17 protein-coding genes are annotated in these 18,526 nt (G+C 72.3%); 6 read left to right on the plus strand and 11 right to left on the minus strand.

Annotated elements, in window-relative coordinates:
* Nucleotides 1-91 precede the first annotated feature (91 nt).
* From QUY26_RS22830 to QUY26_RS22845, 4 genes are all read right to left on the minus strand, one after another.
* Nucleotides 92-1,750 carry a hypothetical protein gene (locus QUY26_RS22830; RefSeq protein ID WP_289949605.1) on the minus strand — a complete coding sequence of 553 codons (1,659 nt, stop codon included), beginning with the start codon at nt 1,748-1,750 and terminating at the stop codon, nt 92-94.
* Between the two features lie 515 nt (nt 1,751-2,265).
* Nucleotides 2,266-2,475, minus strand: a complete 210-nt coding sequence (locus tag QUY26_RS22835) for a hypothetical protein (protein WP_289949606.1) — start codon at nt 2,473-2,475, stop codon at nt 2,266-2,268.
* 28 nt (nt 2,476-2,503) lie between these two features.
* A complete protein-coding gene (locus QUY26_RS22840; protein ID WP_289955934.1) occupies nt 2,504-3,340 on the minus strand; it encodes a MerR family transcriptional regulator in 837 nt (278 codons plus the stop codon).
* A 135-nt stretch (nt 3,341-3,475) separates the two neighbouring features.
* Nucleotides 3,476-5,413: a transglycosylase domain-containing protein gene (locus tag QUY26_RS22845; RefSeq protein WP_289949607.1), complete on the minus strand. Its 1,938-nt coding sequence runs from the start codon at nt 5,411-5,413 to the stop codon at nt 3,476-3,478.
* A gap of 188 nt (nt 5,414-5,601) precedes the next feature.
* On the opposite strand from QUY26_RS22845, the gene QUY26_RS22850 reads away from it, so the two are divergent.
* The gene (locus QUY26_RS22850; protein ID WP_289949608.1) at nt 5,602-6,117 is read left to right on the plus strand and encodes a hypothetical protein; all 516 of its coding nucleotides are present in this window, start codon (nt 5,602-5,604) and stop codon (nt 6,115-6,117) included.
* 320 nt (nt 6,118-6,437) lie between these two features.
* Nucleotides 6,438-7,574 (plus strand): GNAT family N-acetyltransferase, encoded by a 1,137-nt coding sequence (locus QUY26_RS22855; protein WP_289949610.1) that lies wholly within the window; start codon nt 6,438-6,440, stop codon nt 7,572-7,574.
* 104 nt (nt 7,575-7,678) lie between these two features.
* On the opposite strand, the gene QUY26_RS22860 is transcribed toward QUY26_RS22855, so the two are convergent.
* From QUY26_RS22860 to QUY26_RS22870, 3 genes are all read right to left on the minus strand, one after another.
* Nucleotides 7,679-8,377 (minus strand): GAF and ANTAR domain-containing protein, encoded by a 699-nt coding sequence (locus QUY26_RS22860; protein WP_289949612.1) that lies wholly within the window; start codon nt 8,375-8,377, stop codon nt 7,679-7,681.
* A 92-nt stretch (nt 8,378-8,469) separates the two neighbouring features.
* The gene (locus QUY26_RS22865; protein WP_289949616.1) at nt 8,470-9,228 is read right to left on the minus strand and encodes a GAF and ANTAR domain-containing protein; all 759 of its coding nucleotides are present in this window, start codon (nt 9,226-9,228) and stop codon (nt 8,470-8,472) included.
* 178 nt (nt 9,229-9,406) lie between these two features.
* Nucleotides 9,407-9,811 carry a MerR family transcriptional regulator gene (locus tag QUY26_RS22870; RefSeq protein WP_289949619.1) on the minus strand — a complete coding sequence of 135 codons (405 nt, stop codon included), beginning with the start codon at nt 9,809-9,811 and terminating at the stop codon, nt 9,407-9,409.
* A gap of 153 nt (nt 9,812-9,964) precedes the next feature.
* On the opposite strand from QUY26_RS22870, the gene QUY26_RS22875 reads away from it, so the two are divergent.
* From QUY26_RS22875 to QUY26_RS22890, 4 genes are all read left to right on the plus strand, one after another.
* Nucleotides 9,965-10,561 carry a DsbA family oxidoreductase gene (locus tag QUY26_RS22875; protein ID WP_289949623.1) on the plus strand — a complete coding sequence of 199 codons (597 nt, stop codon included), beginning with the start codon at nt 9,965-9,967 and terminating at the stop codon, nt 10,559-10,561.
* Between the two features lie 20 nt (nt 10,562-10,581).
* Nucleotides 10,582-11,211 carry a nucleoside deaminase gene (locus QUY26_RS22880; protein ID WP_289949625.1) on the plus strand — a complete coding sequence of 210 codons (630 nt, stop codon included), beginning with the start codon at nt 10,582-10,584 and terminating at the stop codon, nt 11,209-11,211.
* A 100-nt stretch (nt 11,212-11,311) separates the two neighbouring features.
* Entirely contained in the window at nt 11,312-11,632 is a 321-nt protein-coding gene (locus QUY26_RS22885; protein ID WP_289949627.1) for a DMT family transporter, read from the plus strand.
* 92 nt (nt 11,633-11,724) lie between these two features.
* Nucleotides 11,725-12,156, plus strand: coding sequence for a DMT family transporter (locus QUY26_RS22890; RefSeq protein ID WP_289949629.1), 432 nt, complete (start codon nt 11,725-11,727; stop codon nt 12,154-12,156).
* A 232-nt stretch (nt 12,157-12,388) separates the two neighbouring features.
* Here the strand turns inward: QUY26_RS22890 and QUY26_RS22895 are convergent, their stop codons facing one another.
* The 4 genes from QUY26_RS22895 to QUY26_RS22910 all read right to left on the minus strand — a co-directional run bounded on the left by QUY26_RS22895 (nt 12,389) and on the right by QUY26_RS22910 (nt 18,414).
* Complete coding sequence (locus QUY26_RS22895) at nt 12,389-13,513, minus strand: serine hydrolase domain-containing protein (protein WP_289949631.1); 1,125 nt, start codon at nt 13,511-13,513, stop codon at nt 12,389-12,391.
* A 452-nt stretch (nt 13,514-13,965) separates the two neighbouring features.
* Nucleotides 13,966-14,661 (minus strand): response regulator transcription factor, encoded by a 696-nt coding sequence (locus QUY26_RS22900; protein WP_289949633.1) that lies wholly within the window; start codon nt 14,659-14,661, stop codon nt 13,966-13,968.
* Nucleotides 14,662-14,673: 12 nt separating this feature from the next.
* A complete protein-coding gene (locus QUY26_RS22905) occupies nt 14,674-15,879 on the minus strand; it encodes a sensor histidine kinase (RefSeq protein ID WP_289949635.1) in 1,206 nt (401 codons plus the stop codon).
* 597 nt (nt 15,880-16,476) lie between these two features.
* Entirely contained in the window at nt 16,477-18,414 is a 1,938-nt protein-coding gene (locus QUY26_RS22910; protein ID WP_436840381.1) for a PAS domain S-box protein, read from the minus strand.
* Nucleotides 18,415-18,526: the final 112 nt, after the last annotated feature.

An 18,526-nucleotide genomic window follows, 5' to 3' on the forward strand; every position in this document is an offset into this window, starting at 1 on the left:
CTGACGAGCGTCAGCTCACGCGCAGCGAGAAAGGGGGGTGGGGGCGAGCCGTACGGCTCGCCCCCACCCCCTTCGCCAGGTTGTCAGGTCCCTAGTCCTTGGCGGGCTCGCACTTCGGCTGCGGGCCCGACGGGCCCCCGTAGTTGGACGCGATCCGCACGTCGCCCGGCTTCTTCACCGTCAGGCGCGTGAAGTCGCCCTCCTTGTAGAGGCAGCCGCCCTCCGCCCACAGCCACGGCGAGTAGGCCACGCGGACGGTGACGGAGCCGGGCTCGGGCATGCGGACGGTGAGGTGGGCGCCGTCGGCGGTCACCACGGAGCCGGGCTTGTCGACCAGCGGGACGGCGTTCTTGACGCGGTAGATCCGCCAGTTGTCGTCGTGCCAGACCTGGTCCAGGTAGCTGGGCTCGCTGGTCACCAGGTCGTGCTCGCGCTCGGCGGCGCCGTCCGGGCGGCCGTCGCCCTTGTAGAGCACCACGAAGCCGACGGCCCAGTGGTTCAGCCAGGCGCGGTACGAGGCCGACGAGAAGGCGCCCTCCTTCACCTCGGAGACCGGGCGGCCCTCGTAGAAGAGGCGGCCGCGCTCCACGTCGGCCTGGCGGTTCCAACCGCGCGCCATGTTGATGTACGGCGACAGGACGGCGGCCTCGCGGTGGTCGCGGGCCGGGACGACCTCGACGCGGGTGCGCTCGGCGCCCAGGCGGTTCAGCTCCTTGACGACGCCGTCGGTCTCGACGGCCCAGGTGGGCACCTTCGTGTACGCCACTATGTCGGCGGTCGTCTTCACCGACACCCAGATGAGGGAAAGCACGACGGCGCAGATCAGGACGGTCTGCTGCCAGATGAGGCGGGGCTTGCCGTCCTGCCGCAGCAGCCGCACGGCGGGGAAGTCACGGTTCAGGACGGCGGCGAGCAGTATGGGCGGGGCCGCGATCTCGGCGAAGCGCTCGACGTTCGTGCCGATCGGGGTGGGGATCAGCCAGGTCAGGACGACGCCCACCGCGTACACCCCGGCGCCGAGCTTCAGCAGCTTCCAGGAGCGCGGCGCCGCCAGGATGACGACCCCGCACATCAGCACCGGCGGGAGGACACGGACGAACGCCATCGGCTGCTCGCCCTCGAAGGGGAACAGCCAGGTGGTCAGGCCGACCACGACGAACGGCGGCAGGATCAGGGCGAGCGCCGGACCCCACTGGCGCTTCAGCAGGTGGGCGGCGCCCACCACGACGAGGAACAGGCCCGCGACCGGGCTGCCCATGGTCGCGAGCGCCGCGCAGGCCGTGGCGGCCGCGACCCGGAGGCGGTTGGTGGGGCCGGTGGCCGCGAGGACCGCGCCGACGCCGAACGCGACGCCGAGCATGAAGGTGGCACGGCCGCACACCACCTGGCACCACAGCGAGAAGCCGACGATGATCGAGGGCCACAGCGGCTTGCGGATGCCGCTGCGCATGATGAGCGCGATGGCCATCCAGGTCGCCGCGAGCCCGGAGGCCGCCGCGACCGTGCGGACCCCGAAAGCGGCCATGAGGTACGGCGAGATGACGCTGTAGTTGGCGGTGTGCAGGCCGCCGTACCAGAAGAGGCTGTACGCCGAGCCCGGGTAGCGCCGGGCGAAGCCCGCCCAGGCCTCCTGGGCCGCGAGGTCGCCGCCGCCGGTCGCGAAGACCGTCCACCACAGCAGGTACAGCGGCAGCAGGCCCGCCATGATCAGCAGCGGCATGCGGTAGCGCTCGTGCCAGGGTTCGGGCATGCCGCTGCCCCGCTCGGCTCGGCTGAGTGACGGGGGAGACAGTTCGGCAGAGGCCACGGTCGGCGATCCGTTCGGCTGGCTGGGGCAACTCCTTCGGAGTAGACGCTAACCGCTGCGGAATGGTTGGCAGGCGGCGACCCCAGGGGCACGGTCCGCGCCAGTATGCAACCGAATGCGTGTTCCCGCAGGTCGTCGCGGGCCAGGTCGGGAGTGGCGCGAGGGTCGCCGGGTGTCCGTGTGGGGCGGCTCACTTCGCTTGAGGGGGTGCGCAGAGGAGGTCGGGGGCGAGGCTCCCGCCGTCGGTCTCCGAAGACGGCCGCCATGTCGCCCGCGACCTCGTACGCGTCGTCGTGCGCGGCGGGCCCGGGCAGGAACCGGGCCGAAGGAGTCACCCGCACACCCCCGCCCCCACCCCCTTTTGCACCCTCTTTACCCTTCGCGTTCGCATACAGATAGCGAATGAAGGCGCGCTCTCGTCCCTCGTTCCTCTTCCTTCTTGCTCCAGACCAGACTCTTCAGGTCGACCTTGAGCGGGACCCAGTAGGTGCGACGGGAGCCGTTGATGTCGAGGCGGGGGCCCAGGGCGGGTGGCCGGGGGTGTCGAGGGGTTCGAGGCGGTTGTCGTGGGCGTACTCGGTCAGCTCGCCCATGCTGGTGAGGGCGGCGACGAGGGCGAGGACGGCGAGCCAGGAGGCGAGGGCCGTACGGCGTGGGCGGCGGGTCACGGGGCGGTTCCCGGGCGGGTCGGCGCCCTCACTCCACCGGGTACGCCACATCGCACACGTCGTCCCCGGGCCCCGCTGCGTCCCAGTCCGTGAAGTACACCTCACGGCAGGGGCCCGCCTGGCGCAGCCCCTCCCGCGCGATCCACTCCTCGACCGCGTCGTACGCGCCGATGATCTGCGGATACGCGACCTGCGCCTTGGCGATGCGGGCGCAGGCGAGCCGCCAGGCGGGCTCGACGCGGGCCCGGACGTCCCGCTGCTTCCCCTGCGCCTCGGCCCAGGCGCGGGCCGCCTCCGGGTCGGCGACGGGCACGCAGGCCTCGGCGGGGCCGTCGCTGTCCTCGGTGACCTCGGCGTGGTAGATGACGAACGGCGCCGCCGTGATCCCGCCGCAGAGCTCGTCGGCGACCCGCTCCAGGCGCTCGAACGAGGCGTCGATCCAGGCGGAGAGCTCGTGGGTGAACACATGGCGGCGCTCGCAGACGACGAACGCCTCGGGCACGTCGGTGGTGCGGATCTCGAACTTGCCGTACACGGCGGGGCTCCTTCCCGAGAGCCGGCCACGGAGGTAGTCCACGAGGGTGCGCTGGGCGGCGATCCGCTCCTCGACACCGGCCCAGTACGCCCCGAGCGCCGCCGCCGCGGCCGCCCCGTCGAGCCCCACGAACGCCCCGATGTCCGCGAGCGGCATGTCGAGGCGGCGCAGCAGCGCGACGACGCGGGCCCGCTCGACCTGCTGGGGCCCGTAGTAGCGGTAGCCGGTCGCCTCGTCCACGTACGCCGGGGGCAGCAGGCCCTGGCGGTCGTACAGGCGCAGGGCCTTGGGGGACAGACGGGTGCGGGCGGCGAAGGCGCCGATGCTCAGGAGACCGGGCTCCCTGCCCGGCCCTGGCCCCGGGCCCGGTGCTCGCTCCGGCTCGCCGTTCTCGCTGTCGCGGGCGGGGTCTGGAACTGTTTCTCTGCCGGGTACGTCCACGTGGTCATCATCCGTGACCGGCGCTCACCGGTCACCGAAGGCGACTGCCTTCGGTGACCCGACCCTGGACCCTGACCCAGGGGCAAGGTCAATGCCGAGCAGGGCGTCCCGCCAGATCCGCTCGGTCAGGGCGTTGCCGTGCCGGGACCCGCGGCCGCCGACGTCGGACAGCGGCTGGAGCAGCGGGTCGCGCGGGCGCAGCCGGAACAGGGTCACCGCGGTGGACACCTTGGGCGTGTACCCGGCGAACCACGCCGACTTCAGGCGGTCCTGGTCGTTGGTGCGGCCCGCGGCGACGGGAGCGCCGTCGCTGCCGGAGGCCCTGCCGAGGCTGTCCTCGGCGACGTCCCGGAGCGCGGTGTCGACCTGCGAGGCGACGCGTGAGTCCAGGGCGCGCCGGGTGCGCGGCGGTTCGAGCCCGTCGATCTGCTCGCGCTCCTCGCCCTCCCCCTCGGCGTCGCCGTCCCTGGTCACGGACGTCACCGAGTACGGGTCGTGCTGGAGGCCGGCGCGCGCGAACGTCCCGTACGCGCTCGCGAGCCGCACCGCGCTCGGCGTGGACGTGCCGAGCGGGAAGGAGTCGTCGGGCCGCGCCATGCTCGACTCCAGCATCCCCGCGTCCACGGCGACGTCCCGCACCCGCGGCATCCCGACCTTCTTGCCCAGCCCCTGGTACGTGGCGTTGCCGCCCTCGACCAGGGCCTCGCCCGGCGTCATCCCGCCAGGGCCCTTCCGGTCGGCGCGCAGCCCCTCCTGGAGGGCAGCGGCCAGCACGAACGGCTTGAACGCGGAGCCCGCGGGGACCCCGGAGGTGTCGGCGTTGTTGCTGAAGTGGCGGGTGGCGTCGGCGCCGCCGTACACGGCGAGAAGCGCGCCGTCCTGGGTGCGCACGGAGGCCGCGCCGACCTGGACGCCCTTGTCCTGCGGGCGCTTCTTCGGGTCGAGGCCGTCGAGGGCGCGCCGGGTGGTGCGGGCGAGCTGGTGCACTCGGCGCTTGTCGAAGGTGGTGTGGATCTTGTAGCCGCCGCGGGCGAGGTCCTTGTCGGTGAGGCCGGTGCGCTGCTTCAGGTACTTGTTGGCGATGTCGACGAGGTAGCCGGTCTGGCCGTAGTGCCCGCTCAGGCTGGTCGCGCGGGACTCCTTCTGCGGCTCGGGGAACTCCTTGTACCGGGCGCGCTCCTTGGCGCTCATCCGGCCGACGGCGACCTGCCGGTCCAGGATCCAGGCCCAGCGGGCCTTCGCCCGGCGGTGGTTGGCTGCGCCGCCGGAGGGGTCGTACATCTCGGCGCCCTTGAGGAGGGCGGCGAGGACGGCGCCCTGGCTGGCGTTCAACTGGCGTGCGGGCACACCGTAGTAGGCGTGCGCGGCGGCCTCGATCCCGTAGGCCCCGCGCCCGAACCAGCTGCTGTTCAGATAGCCCTGCAGGATCTCGTCCTTGGTCTTCCTCCGGTCCACCTTCAGCGAGATCACGAACTCCCGCACCTTGCGCGTCATCGTCTGGTCCTGCGACAGGTAGGTGTTCTTCACGTACTGCTGCGTGATGGTGGAACCGCCCTGCGTCTCCTGCCCCTTGACCATGTTCACCACGGCCCGCCCGAGCCCCATCGGCGACACCCCGGAGTCGGAGTAGAAGCTCGCGTTCTCGGCGGCGATGACCGCGTCCCGCACGGACTCCGGGACGTCGTCGAGGTCCACGTTCTGCCGGTTGACGTCCCCGGTGCTGACCAGCTGCGTCCCGTCGGCCCAGTAGTACACGTTGGCCTCACGGCTGGCCGCGGCGTTCTCGTCCGGGACGTCCACGGTGACGTACACGTAGGTGAAGAGGCCCGCGAGCCCGCCGGTGCCGAGCAGGAAGGTCCCGAGCCACTGCCGCCACGACGGCAACCAACGCCGTGCCCCCCGGCGTCCTTGTCTCGGATAGTCGATGAACCGCCGCCGCCGACGCCGCGTCCGGGTCGTCATCCTCTTGGCGTGCGCGCGCACGCGTTGCGCGTGTGTCCCCATGATCCAGAAGAGTGCCCGGCGGCGAACGAGGGTTGTGCGCGGAGGTGTCAGCGGGACGTAACAGTGGTGCGGGCCCGGTGACTTGGGGTACTTGGGCGGCTCGCCCCGATCTCGTACGGTTGATCGAGTCGATCGAGGGGAGTGCCATGAACGGTAACGGCAGCGGCGACGGTACGGGGACGGCGGGCGGGGCACCTGAGGGCGCGGTGCTCTGGGCGGCCCGCACGGCGAGCCCCTGGATGTACGCGCTCGCCGCGATCACCGCGGCGGTGGCCCTGGTGGCCGTGGCCCTGGCGGCCACCGGGACGGAGGGCCCCGTGTGGGGGCTCGCGATCCCGTTCGCCCTGGCCGCCGTGGTGACCCTGGGCTGCGCCCGTGTCGAGGTCCTCGTGACCGGTGTCGGTGTGAAGGTGGCCTTCGGCCCCCTCGGCCGGCCCGCCCGCCGCTTCCGTGCCGCGGACATCGAGTCGGCCCACGTGGAACACCGCAGGCCGGCCCAGGTGGGCGGCTGGGGCTACCGGCTCAGCGGCCGCGGTACGACGGTGATGCTGCGGGCCGGGGAGTGCCTGGTGATCCGGGCGAAGGGCAGGAACTTCGCGGTGTCGGTGGACGGCGCGGAGCGGGGCGCCGCGGTGGTGAACGGACTCCTGAAGCGGGAGTGAACACGCGGCGAAGGCCCCCCGCGGGACGCCTCAGGCACCAACAGAACGAAACTTTCCCGTTGTTCCCGAGGGACGCGCGGCACTCTGGATGAGTACGGCGCCGGGAGAGGGTACCCGGCACGACGACGAAACCGAGGACGGGCGCGACCTGCACCACACCTGACATGACACGACGCGCACGAGGCGCGTCCGGGGGAACTGGGGGGAGCAGTCGCCCATGCGACGCGGGAGCACCGATCCACGCGTCTTACACGCCCTACGGGCCCGCACTGCGACCGGGAGGTCCCTCGCGGAGCCTGTGGAAGGGCGGTTGGACTGAGGTGGACATAACGAACCACAAGCCCGAGGAGCTGAGTCCGGCGCTCCGGCGGGCCTGGTACCGGGCGATGGAGGATTCGCCCGCATACGCGAACCCGTTCCTGGCACCGGAGTTCGCGGCCGCAGTGGGCCACTGCCGGGGCGGGGCGCGGGTGGCGATCCTGCACGAGGAAGGGGAGCCGGTCGGCTTCTTCCCCTACGAACGGACCGCTTTCGGAGTCGGGCGGGCGGTGGGCCTCGGCCTCTCCGACTGCCAGGGCCTGGTGCACCGTCCCGGGGTCACCTGGGACCCACAGGAACTCCTGCGGGCCTGCGGCCTGTCCGTCTTCGAGTTCGACCATCTCGTCGAGGAGCAGAAACCGTTCGGCGAGTACGTGACGGGGACGTTCGCGTCGCCGGTGGTGGACCTGAGGGACGGGGACGCTGAGGACGGCGGGGAATCCGTCGACGCAGATGACCCCGACGCGTACGCGCGGTGGCTGCGGGCCGCGTACCCCGGACTCGCGAAGACGACCCTGAAGAAGGAGCGCCGCCTCGCCCGCGACCTCGGCGAGATGCGGTTCGTCTTCGACGAACGCGACCCGCGGGTGCTGCGCAGGCTGATGGACTGGAAGTCGGCGCAGTACCGCAGGACGGCCCGCATGGACCGGTTCGCCAAGCCGTGGATAGTGGACCTGGTGAACTACCTGTTCCAGGTGCGGCACGAGCACTTCACCGGGGTCCTCTCCGTCGTGTACGCGGGAGGCCGCCCGGTCGCGGCGCACTTCGGGCCGAGGTCGCGCACGGTGTTCGCGGCCTGGTTCACGGCCTACGACCCGGAGCTGCGCTACTACTCGCCCGGGCTGATCATGCACCTGAGAATGGCCGAGGCCGCGGGCCGCCAGGGCGTGCGGATCCTGGACCTGGGGCGCGGCGACAAGGAGTACAAGGACTGGCTCAAGACCCGCGAACTCCGCGTCTGCGAGGGCTTCGTGACCCGCCCGCACCCGGTGGCCCTGGCCCACCGCCTCTGGCGCCGCCCGATCCGCGGCCTGCGCAACACGGTCCTTGCCCACCCCCAGCTCCGCGAACCGGCGGACCGTCTCCTGAGGACGGTGGGGGCGGTGCGGACCTCTGGGCGGGTGGGGGCACGGGGCTGAAGGGCCTCGGGCCGACCACCGACCACCGCCCGCCGTGCGGCCACCGCGAAGGGAGCGGTGGCCGCATGCCTTTCGCGTCCCTGGCACAGGGGGGGGCAGCCCGGTCAGCTTGCCGGGCTGTCCAGGCGGAAGTGGTGGTGGACGACGTCGTGGGCGACTTCGAGGATGGGGCGGTCGTGGGTGAAGGCGTAGGCCCGTAGGCGGGCGAGGGCCTGGTCGATGGGGATGTCCAGGCGGACGGTGATGACTCCTGCTGCCTGGTGGATCAGGGCGCGGTGCAGGGGGAGCGGGTTGTGGCCGCTCAGGTCGCTGGTGCCCGCGGGGGTGAGGAGGATGAGGGTGGCGGCCTCGGCGAGGGCCAGGGCGTCGGCCATCTGGGCGCGGGTGGGGTGGCCGGGGGCGGAGCGGTGGCCGGTGAGGGCGCCGAGGTGGATGGCGCCCAGGTGCAGCGGCAGGGCGAAGACGGCGCGGACCGGGAGGGCGCGTACGGCGGGCAGCAGCGCGGGCCAGCGGTGTTCCGGCAGGGTGCGCAGGTCGGGTACGACCACGGGCTCGCCGGTGCGGGCGGCGTCGCAGGCGGGGCCTTCGCCGAGGGTGTACTGCAGGTCCTCGAAGGCGGTGCCCGCGGTGTCGGCGGGGTCGTACCAGATCAGTTCGAGGCCCCTCTTGTCGAGCAGGGAGATGGTGAGGCCGTCGACTCCCAGCGCGTCCGCACAGACGGCGGGTGGCAGGGCGGCGAGGCCCTGGCTGGTGTGGGTGGCCGCGGTGAGCAGCGCGGTGAGGTCGGGAACGGGTGCGGGCACAGCGGGGGCTCCTCGGCTGACGTACGCAGTGCGCGCGGTGCTGCGGGTGGGCGGTGGGCGTCGGGGGTCAGGACGGATGCGGGCGTCGGGGGTCAAGGCGGATGCGGGGGGTCGGGAGGCAGGGCGAACAGCTCGATGTCCGCGGTGCCTTCGACGACCTGCGTGCACAGCAGGGTCAGGGACCTCCGGTGGGCTTGCGCGTGGCCGCGCAGTCGGCGGAAGGCCGCGTCGGGCGGGACGTTCAGATGAGCGACGAGGACGCCCTTGGCCTGTTCGATCACGATCCGGCCGTTGAGCGCGGTCTGCAACTGGCCGACCCGTTCGCCCTGGTCGAGGGCGAGACGCTGGTGCAGGATGCCGATCGTCGCCGCGTCGGCCAGGGCCTGGGCCAGGCGAAGGTCGGCCGGGTCCAGGGCGCCGGGGCGGGTGTGGAAGAGGTTCAGCGCCCCGATCACCTCCTCACGCAGCCGCAGCGGGACCGCGGCCACCGCGGTGAACCCGGCGGTGCGGGCCGCTTCGGTGAACCGCGGCCACCGCTCGGCGGCCCCGGGCTCCGTCAGGTCGACGGGGCCGACGCTCTCGTGCCGCGAACAGCAGTCCCGGCACGGGCCCTCGTTGAACTCCAGCTGGACTTCCTCCAGTTGGTGCGCGGTGTGGGTGGAGGCGGTGACGTCCACCAGGCGCCCCCGCGCGTCGACCATGAGCACCCCGGCCGCCGCCACGTCCAGCAGCTCGACCACGTGATCGGTCATGACGTGCAGGAAGTCGACCAGGTGGAAGCCGTCCACCAGGGTGTCCGCCAGCTCCAAGAAGGCCCGCGCCAGCCGCTCGTCCCGCTCCGGCTGCGCCATCGCGCTCACCCCTCCCGCTGACCCGGGCCGCACCGCCCCCACTCCGACGGGGCACGGCACACGCCCTGTGTCCATTCTGCTGCGGGGCGGGGGCGTGCGGCACGGGAACGGGATATTTTCGGCGACTGGCGGGTGGTCTCCGGGCCGGGCGGCACTACCTCCGGCCAGGGGTACGTGGTCAGGGCGGGTGGGGGGCGTCGATCGTGTCCGCGGCAGCACGGGGGCGCGGGCCGCTGCCTGGCAGGGCCGTTTCGGCGCGGAGCGCCTGCAGGGTTTCGAGTTCGCGGTCGATGTCGCGGCGCTTGGCCTCCAGGCGCTCGGCCTCCTGGGCGAACAGCTGCTCCATGACGCCGTTGCGCTCTTCGAGCGGGGCCTCCATGCAGGGGAGCACCGCGTCGATGGTGGAGCTGCCCAGGCCGGCGGCGAACAGGTGCTGGATCATGACGACGCGCTCGACCATGGAGCTGTCGAAGTCACGCCACCCGCCGGGGGTGCGTTCGGAGCGGATCAGCCCGTGCTGCTCGTAGTACCGCAGGGCCCGAGTACTGACGCCGCTGGCAGCGGCCAGCTCACCGATGCGCATGAGACCTCCTGAGCCGTTCGCCGGCTCCCGTTCCTCGCAGCCGTCCGCTGATCCTCGCAGCCGACTCCCGTTCCTTGAAGTTGACGCCGGTGTGAAGTTACACGATCGGGGTGTCGCACCCACCGGGGGTGCCCCGGGGAAGCGGAGCTCACCGTGACTGCTCAGATCCATCTGTGGTCGGACTACGTCTGCCCGTTCTGCCTGGTCGCCGAAGAGCTGATCGAGCGCGCCATCGCCGACCGGCCCGACGTCGAGGTCGTCCACCACGCTCACGAGCTGCGTCCCCGTCCGACGCCCACGCTGCGGCCGGAGGACCCGTACCTGCCCGACGTCTGGGAGTGTGCCGTGTACCCGATGGCACGCCACCACCAGGTGCCGATGCGGTTGCCGACCGTCTCGCCGCAGCCCTACACCGAGTTGGCGTTCCTGGGTGCCCAGTACGCCGCGGAGCAGGGGCGGGCCCACGCCTACCACCGGCGCCTGCTGACGGCCTTCTTCCGCGAGGACCTCGACATCGGGGACCGCGCGGTCCTGGCCCGCCTGGCCGGGGAGTCCGGACTCGACCCGGCTGCCTACGCCGCGGCCCTCGACGAGCCGGAGTACGCCGACCGGCACCGGCGGGCGCTGGCCGAGTCGGCGCGGATGAACATCACCGTCGTCCCCACGGTCGTCATCGGCGACCGGCGCATCGACGGGGTCGCCACGGAGGGCGTGATTCGGCAGGCGCTGCGGGAAGCGGATGCGGCGTGAGGGCCGAGGGGGGTGGTCGCGTGAGCGCGGAGGGCGGCGGCCGGACGACTCCGGAGGGTGGCCGCCGTACGACTGCGGAGGGCAGCCGCCGTACGACTGCGGAGAGCGGCCGCCCTACGACTGCGGAGAGCGGCCGTCGCACGACCGCCGGCACGGACCGGCTCACCGCGCTGATGGCCGGCGCCGTGGAGGCCTGCGTCCGCCGGGTCGAGTCCGGCGGGGTCCCGTTCGTCGGCGTGCTCGTCGCCGCCGACGGGTGGGTCTCCGACCCCGGTGTGAACCTCGTCCACGAGACCGGCGACCCCACCGCCCACGCGGAGGTCGTCGCCCTGCGCCAGGCCGCCCGGGACCGCGGCAGCGCCGCCCTGCGGGGAGCCACTCTGCTGGCGACGGGCGAGCCGTGCGCCCTCTGCTACCGCGTCGCCGACACCCACGGCATCGCGGCCGTCCGCTTCGCCGTCGACCGCGACACGGCAGCCGCGTGGGGCTTCGACTACCGGGCCGGTTACGCGGCCGAAGCGACGGACCGACTGCCCCTGGCGGCAGCGGCCCGGCGCCTGGCCGTGGACGGGGCGCTGGCCCCCTTCATCCGCTACTTCGACCTGCGCCGCGCCGACGCCACGCTCCCCTCTCCACCTCCCACCACGTAACCCACGCCCATGCACGCGCACTGCACGCCCGCGCACTGCACGCCCGCGCACCCCACGCCCGCGCACCCCACGACCACGTGACCCACGTAAGGAACCCGTCATGCACTGGCTCTACCTCGCCCTCGCCGTCGTCTTCGAGATCACCGTCGCCCTCACGGCAGGCCGGGCGCGGGGCTTCACCCGGCCCGGCTGGACCGTCGCCACGCTGGTCAGCGGCGGCATCGCCACCTACCTCCTCAGCCAGGCGCTGCTGACCTTCGAGGTCGGCGTCGGCTACGCGATCTGGACCGCCGTCTCCGGCGTCGGAATCGTCGTGCTCGGGGCCCTCGTCTTCGGGCAGCGCCTGGACTGGCGCAAGTTCCTGGGCATAGCGGCCGTCATCGCCGGAGTGGTCGGCCTCCAGCTCAGCGGGGCGGCCTGACACCTCCGAAACCCACGCCGACCTCACTTCCCCCGAACCGCCACCCCACGACCGCCGCCCCAGCCGAGATCACCCCTCAGAAAGGACCTCCCATGTCCACCACCGCTACCCCCGCCACCACATCCGCCCCCACCCCCGGGACCACCGCATCCCGCAGCGACCGAGCCCGCGCATGGCCGGTCCTCCTCCTCGCCGGAGCCTTCGAGATCGCCTACGCCTTGGCGGTGGGAGGCAGCCAGGGCTTCACGGTGCTCTCCTGGTCACTGATCGCGGTCGTCTTCTTCCTGCTGACGCTCTTCTCCCTGAGCCTGGCCCTGCGCACCATCGACGTGGGCATCGGCTACGCGGTCTGGGCCGGCATCGGCGCCGTAGGGGCGGCACTGCTCGGCCCGGTCTTCTTCGACGAGACCCTCACCCCGGTCAAGGTCCTCTGGCTCACCCTGATCATCGGCGGCGTCGTCTGGCTCAAGCTCTCGGACAGCCCCGAGCAGACACAGTCCGAGCAGGTCGCGCCCCAGCGGTGACCCTCGCAGGCACAGCCACCACCCGTCACCGGCGCGTCAACAACCCTCCGGGGCCATGCACCTGGGCCGCTCCGGGCGCGGCCGACGAGCGGCAGTCGCGGTGGCCACGACCGACGTGATTGAGGCTGTACGAGCCTGTCCTTGTGCCTGCCCCGGGCACAAGGACAGGCCGCTCATCGGTGGGGTGCACGGGATGGCGTTGGTGGGGTCCCAGTCAGCCGGGCACGTTGGTTCAGCGTCGGCACAGGGCCGCCGTCACGGTCTCCTCGAGGTGCCCTACGGCTTCGCCGGTCCTCGGTTCGAGGTTCATCGTGGCGCTGGCGGCGCGGCCGTCGTCGGTGGCCGCAGCCCAGGTCCCGAAGCCGGGGATGCCGCCGCTGTGGCCCCAGAAGGCGCACTTGTCCGACTGCTGGACCCTCATGATCCCCAGTCCCATGGCGTTGCGGGAGTTCCCTCTCTCCATGGGGACGGTGGTGCGCATCTGCTTGCGCTGGGCCTTCTTGAGGAGGGGGTTGCCGTCGTCCTTGAGCAGCGCGGCGAAGAAGCGGTTGAGGTCGGAGTTGGTGGAGACCATCGCGCCTGCCGCCCAGGCCGCGGAGGGGTCGATCTCGGTGACGTTGCGCGCGGGTGCGCCCATGGGCTCCGGGCTGTAGCCCTGGGGGTGGCGTCCCCGGATGGTCGTTTCGCCGGGGGCGGGGAAGTAGGTGTGGCGCAGCCCTGTCTTCTGGATGACGCGCTGGTCGATCTGCTGCGCCAGGGGCCGTCCCGTGACCCTCTCCACGATCAGGCCGGCCACCAGGTAGTTGGTGTTGCTGTACTTCCATTTCTTGCCGGGTTCGAAGTCGGCCTTGTGCTTGAGGGCGATGTCGAGGGCGTCGCGGGGGGAGAGGTAGCGGCGCTCCAGGATGTCGCTGGTGACGTCGTTCTCGTAGTCGGGAAGCCCGCTGGTGTGCTGCAGGAGCTGGCGCACCGTGATGCGGCCTCCGTCGATCCCCTTGCCCCGGACGAGTCCCGGCAGATACTTGTCGACCGGCTTGTCGAGGCTGATCCTGCCCTCGCCGACCAGTTGCAGCACGACCACCGCGGTGAACGTCTTGGTGACACTGCCTATCCGCACCTGACCGTTCCGGGGCATCTTCGCGTGCGTGTCCCGGTCCCCCACACCCGCGGTGTAGGTACGGAAGTTCCCCTTGCCGTCCAGCACGCTCGCCAGGGCGCCGGGCGCGCGATCCGAGTGCACCAGCTTCTCAAGACCTTGTCGCACGGGGTCCGGCCGGGCGGCGCTCGCGGGTGCCGCTGCACCGGCGGCGACAGTGGTGGCCAGGGCGAGGGCGGTCAGGGCGAGATGTTTACGCATCGAGGTTCCTCCAGAGTGGTGACGGGCCTCAGCGGCAACATCAACTCTGCTGGAAGCAGTCGCCGTTGCCCATCAGGAATCACCCTGACCTACCCCCGGCCTTCCTGGGAGCGGACTCCCCTTTGTCCCCCTGGGAGCGGACTCCCCCTTCGCCCGGGACACAGCCCGGGTGAGCTTCGCCGAGCAGGTGGTGGGACTGATCGCGCGCCACCAGCGGAGCAGGCCGTTGCCGCGGCACATGGCCGAGGCGGTCGGCGTCGTGCCCGGCGGGCGGGGCCGGGACGCCGCGTCCGGCGGGGCCAGGACCCTCAACACCGGGCTGTCGCGGTGCACGGTGCTGTCCCCGCTGCTGCGGGCGTCGCTGCCGCCGCTGGGCACACTCCGGACGCGCTGGACGCGGCCCACCCCGGGTTCCCGCGCTGCTGTCTCGCGCAGGCCGGGAACAGGCAGGTTCAGCCCACCGAGTTCGCCGACCGGGCCTCGACCAGACCGGACTCGTAGGCCGCGATCACCGCCTGGGCACGGTCGCGGACACTCAGCTTGGCGAAGATGCTGGTGATGTGGTTCTTGACCGTGGAGGCGCTGATCTCCATCGACGACGCGATCTCGGCGTTGTCGAGACCGGTGGCCAGCAGGTGCCACACCTGGACCTCGCGGGGCGTCAGCTTGCCCATGCCGGGCGCCTGCGACGGTGGTCGCGGACGGCGGGGCGCGGTGACGTAGGCGGAGATCAGCCGGGTGAGCAGGCGGGGTGCCACGGCCGCCTCCCCGGCGTGCACGGTGCGCACGGCCGCCACAAGTTCCTCCGGGGAGGCGTCCTTGGGCAGGAATCCGGAGGCGCCGGCGCGCAGGGCGGCGACCACGTACTCGTCCATGTCGAAGGTGCTTAGCGCCAGGACTCGGCAGGTGGGCAGCTCCCGCGCGAGCCGCTCGGTCGCCTGGACGCCGTCGAGGACCGGCATCCGGATGTCCATCACCACGACGTGGGGCCGGTGCCGGTGCGCGAGCTCGACCGCCCGCTGCCCGTCGTCCGCCTCGGCCACCACGTCGAACACCGGGTCGGGGGTCAGGATCAGGGCCACACCCCGCCGCACGAGCGGCTGGTCGTCCGCGATCAGTATCCTGATCCGTTCCGAGGGTCCCGCCATCCGAGCCGCTCCTCATCCTTCGACCGGCGCCACCGGCAGGGTGGCCGCCACCCGGAAGCCACCGCCGTCGAGGCCGCCGGCCACCATGCTGCCGCCCTGCAGCGCGACGCGCTCGCGCATGCCGATCAATCCGTACCCGGTGCGGCGCGACCTCGGTCCACCCGCACCGCCCGCCCCCGCCGGGGCACCGACCAGGGTGTCGGCCGGCGCGGCCGTGCCGTTGTCGGAGACCTCGACGGTGATCCGGTCCGGATGGTACGTCAGCCGAACCCGCGCCTGGGCCCGGCCGGCGTGCTTGCGGGTGTTGGTGAGGGACTCCTGGACGATCCGGAACACCGCCAGGCCGGTGCTCGGTGGCAGCGGGCGTTCCGCCCCGAGGACGGCGAAGTCGACGGGCAGGCCGTCCCTCCGGGCGTCGTCGACGAGCTGGCCGAGGCTCCCGACACCGGGTTGCGGCGCGGACGGCACCTCGTCCGGCTCGTCGCCGGCCCGGAGCACGTCGAGCAGTTGGCGCATCTCTCGCAGCGCTATCTGCCCGGAGCCCTCCAGGGTGACCAGAGCGTCGCGCACCACCTCGGTATCGCCTCCGAGGTTGGCCCTCGCACCACCGGCCATCAGCTGCATGGTGGTGATGTGGTGGGCGACGATGTCGTGCAACTCCCGTGCGATGCGGCGCCGTTCCTGGGCCACCGCACGGTCGGCCAGCAGCCTGCGCCTGACCGCCACCGCTCGCTGCCGGTGCTTCAGCGCCTCGGCCGCGGCGATGACCAGCGCCGCGGCGAGCGCGTTGCTCGCCACATCCGCGATCGGCGGGGGCAGCGGATGCCCCCGGCCCAGCAGCGTCACGGCGGCCGCCACTAGGGCGGCCGGGGCCGCCACCGCGAGACCGCGGGACCGGGCCACCGCGAACAGCGCCACGATGAGTGTGCCGTTGAAGTGGTGTGGCATCGGCCCGCTCAGGTTCAGTGCCAGGCCGAGGGCCAGCACACCCGCAAGCGACGCCAGCGGGTAGCGGCGCCTGGTGAGCAGCGGTACGGCCGCCAGTACGAGAAGGACCAGCGCGGTCGCGGAGACCGGCCGGTCGCCGTCCGGGCCGCCGACCGTGTAGCCGAGGACGTCGACGACGGCCGCCCCGGTGGCCACCAGCGCGTCACCTGCGGTCCAGGGCAGCCTGTTGGCTCTCGGCGACGGCGGCAGGGGCCTGTGGTGCGTCGACATGCGGGTGGTGGTCCTTTCCCTGGCCGGTCGGTCCCGGCCTTCGCCGGTCCACCGCGAGTCGTTCGTGAGTCGTTCCCGCGGTGACCTGCGATCCCGGGAGGGGCCGGCGTCCGCGATCCATTCTCGCCGTGGCTCCCGGCCCCGGGGCAGGGACCCGGGACCGATCCCCGACCAGGACCCTGGTCCTGGTCGGGGCCCTGTGCCGGACCCAGGTCCTGAAGGCCTTCTCGTCCCCCGCGAGGACGACGGCGCCCGGTGTGCCGGCGTATGCCGAACGCGGCCCCGGCGGGAACTCCGTGACGCCGGTCTCGGCACTGTCGTCGAGCAAACGAACGCCGAGTCCGCAGCCCGGCCGGTACCGCGTGCCCGCGCCACCGCGGGGAACCGCCCCGGAAGCGGGGCGCGAGCCCGACGAGGCCGAAGAGCCGGGTGGGGAGCCGGTGCCGGGTGATGCTGTGCGATCCGGAGCAGGGCCCGGGGGTTGGTGAACCGCCCGCTCACGCAAACGGCCCCGGGTGAGGAGTCCGAGACCGCGCAGCGCACATCCCTGGAGGAGAAGCCCCGGTTCGGAGCGGTATCGCATGGTGCCCCGGAACGTCAGGCGTCGGCGTCCGCATCCCCCGACGCGGGCTCTTCCCGGCGCGGGGTGGGGTCGGGAAGAGGGAGCGAGAACCACACGGCTTTGCCCCTCCGCGTGGGCAGGGCACCCCAGGAGGAGGCCAGTTGGTCGAGGAGGGTCAGGCCGCGGCCTGACTCCTCATCGGGGCGCGCGGTCCGGGAGTGCGGCAGAACGGGACTGCCGTCGCTGACTTCGACGTGGAGTTCGTCCCTGGTGCGGCGCAGTCGGAGCCGCAGGGGGTCGCAGGCGTGGCGTACCGAGTTGGACAGGAGCTCGGAGGCCAGAAGGCAGGCGGTGTCGGTGAGGTCCTCGCAGTCCCAGTCCCGCAGGGTGCGGCGCAGGAAGCGGCGCCCGTCGCCCACACTCATGGGTTGTGCCGGGAGGAGCGCGGTGACGGCGGTCACCGGTGCGGGAGGGACGCGGGCGAGCAGCAGCGTCACGTCGTCGGCGTAGTCCTGGAGGCCGGGCAGCAGGGAGGCGAGTACGGAGTCCGCGGCCTGTTCCAGGCAAGGGAGGTCGGCGGTGGCCTTCTCCAGGGCGATGGTGAGGGCGTCGATCTGCTCTTCGATGTCGCTGGTCGGGGTCTCGACCAGGCCGTCGGTGTACAGGGCGAGCACTGAGGCCGGTGGCACGGTCAGGCGGGTTTCCTGGTGGGGCACCTCGCCGACGCCCAGGGGCACGCTGACCGGGACCGGGAGTCTTCGGACCTGACCGGTGGGATCCACCATCAGGACTGGCAGGTGCCCGGCGGAGCACACCGTCAGCGTGCTGTCGTCGGGGTCCAGGATCAGGTAGCAGCAGGTGACGAGCTGGTCGGGCAGTTCACTGACGACCGCGTCCAGGGCGCGCATCAGCTGCCAGGGCGGCATGCCGGTCTTGGCCAGGGCGTGGGAGGCCGAGCGCAGTTGGCCCATGACGGCGGCGGCTTCAAGACCTCGGCCCATGACATCGCCGATCAGTACTCCCACACGGCCGCCGCCCAGTGCGATCAGGTCGAACCAGTCCCCGCCCACACCTGGGCCCTGCCGGGCGGGAAAGTAGCGGCTGGAGGTGTCCATGCCGGGCAGCGGGGCGGGTGAGCCCATCAGGCTGCGCTGCAGGGTCAGGGCTACGTGGCGTTGCTGTTCGTAGAGTTCGGCGAGCTGGGCCTCGGCCGCCTTGCGCTCGCTCACGTCCCGGATGGCCGCGGAGACCAGGGTGCCGTCCGGGGTCTCCAGGGGGCTGAGGCTGATCTCGACCGGGAACTCGGCTCCGTCCTTGCGCAGCCCGTACAGGTCCAGGCCGGCGCCCATGGGGCGCACGCGGCGGTTGCTGACGTAGCCGTGGCGGTGGGAGGGGTGGTGATGATGGAACCTCTGGGGGACCAGGATTTCCACCGGGCGTTCCAGGAGCTCTTCGCGCCGATAGCCGAACAGGGCTTCGGTCTGCGCGTTGACCAGCTGGATGATGCCCGCGTCGTCCACGATGACGATGGCGTCCGGAGCGGCTTCCAGCAGCGCCCGGAAGCGTGCGTCGGCGGCCTTTCGCTCGCTGACGTCGCGTACGGCGGCAGAGATCAGGAGACCGTCGGGAGTCTGCAGCGGGCTGAGGCTGATCTCGACCGGGAACTCGGCCCCGTCCCGGCGCAGTCCGTACAGTTCGAGGTTGGCGCCCATGGGCCGGACCTGCTGGTTGCCGGAGTAGCCAAGGCGGTGGCCCGGGTGCTGGTCCCGGAACCGCCGCGGCACCAGAATCTCGACGGGACGGCCGAGCAGTTCGTTTCGCGGATACCCGAACAGCGTCTCGGTCTGGGCGTTGACCAGACGGATCATCCCGCCGTCGTCCACGATGACCATCGCGTCCGGAGCCGCCTCCAACAGTGCGCGAAATGGTTCCTCGGCCACACGGGAACCCATCCTGTGCTCGCCTTGTGCCATGCCCCATGTCAGCAGCAACCGGGTCCGGCGCGGGCGGCTTGTCGCCAAGTGCCCGTTTGTGGTTGCTCTTTGCCTGAACAGGGGCCAGATGGAGCGCCCCGCGCCACCGATC

This window comes from Streptomyces flavofungini, assembly GCF_030388665.1.
GTDB classification, from domain to species: domain Bacteria; phylum Actinomycetota; class Actinomycetes; order Streptomycetales; family Streptomycetaceae; genus Streptomyces; species Streptomyces flavofungini_A.

What these genes read in the sequence shown, in the direction of transcription:
- QUY26_RS22830 (WP_289949605.1), bottom strand. Translation starts at nt 1,750, where the DNA reads ATGCCCGAACCCTGGCACGAGCGCTACCGCATGCCGCTGCTGATCATG.
- QUY26_RS22845 (WP_289949607.1), bottom strand. Translation starts at nt 5,413, where the DNA reads ATGACGACCCGGACGCGGCGTCGGCGGCGGCGGTTCATCGACTATCCG.
- QUY26_RS22850 (WP_289949608.1), top strand. Translation starts at nt 5,602, where the DNA reads ATGAACGGTAACGGCAGCGGCGACGGTACGGGGACGGCGGGCGGGGCA.
- QUY26_RS22865 (WP_289949616.1), bottom strand. Translation starts at nt 9,228, where the DNA reads ATGGCGCAGCCGGAGCGGGACGAGCGGCTGGCGCGGGCCTTCTTGGAG.
- QUY26_RS22870 (WP_289949619.1), bottom strand. Translation starts at nt 9,811, where the DNA reads ATGCGCATCGGTGAGCTGGCCGCTGCCAGCGGCGTCAGTACTCGGGCC.
- QUY26_RS22885 (WP_289949627.1), top strand. Translation starts at nt 11,312, where the DNA reads ATGCACTGGCTCTACCTCGCCCTCGCCGTCGTCTTCGAGATCACCGTC.
- QUY26_RS22890 (WP_289949629.1), top strand. Translation starts at nt 11,725, where the DNA reads ATGTCCACCACCGCTACCCCCGCCACCACATCCGCCCCCACCCCCGGG.
- QUY26_RS22895 (WP_289949631.1), bottom strand. Translation starts at nt 13,513, where the DNA reads ATGCGTAAACATCTCGCCCTGACCGCCCTCGCCCTGGCCACCACTGTC.
- QUY26_RS22900 (WP_289949633.1), bottom strand. Translation starts at nt 14,661, where the DNA reads ATGGCGGGACCCTCGGAACGGATCAGGATACTGATCGCGGACGACCAG.
- QUY26_RS22905 (WP_289949635.1), bottom strand. Translation starts at nt 15,879, where the DNA reads ATGTCGACGCACCACAGGCCCCTGCCGCCGTCGCCGAGAGCCAACAGG.
- QUY26_RS22910 (WP_436840381.1), bottom strand. Translation starts at nt 18,414, where the DNA reads ATGGCACAAGGCGAGCACAGGATGGGTTCCCGTGTGGCCGAGGAACCA.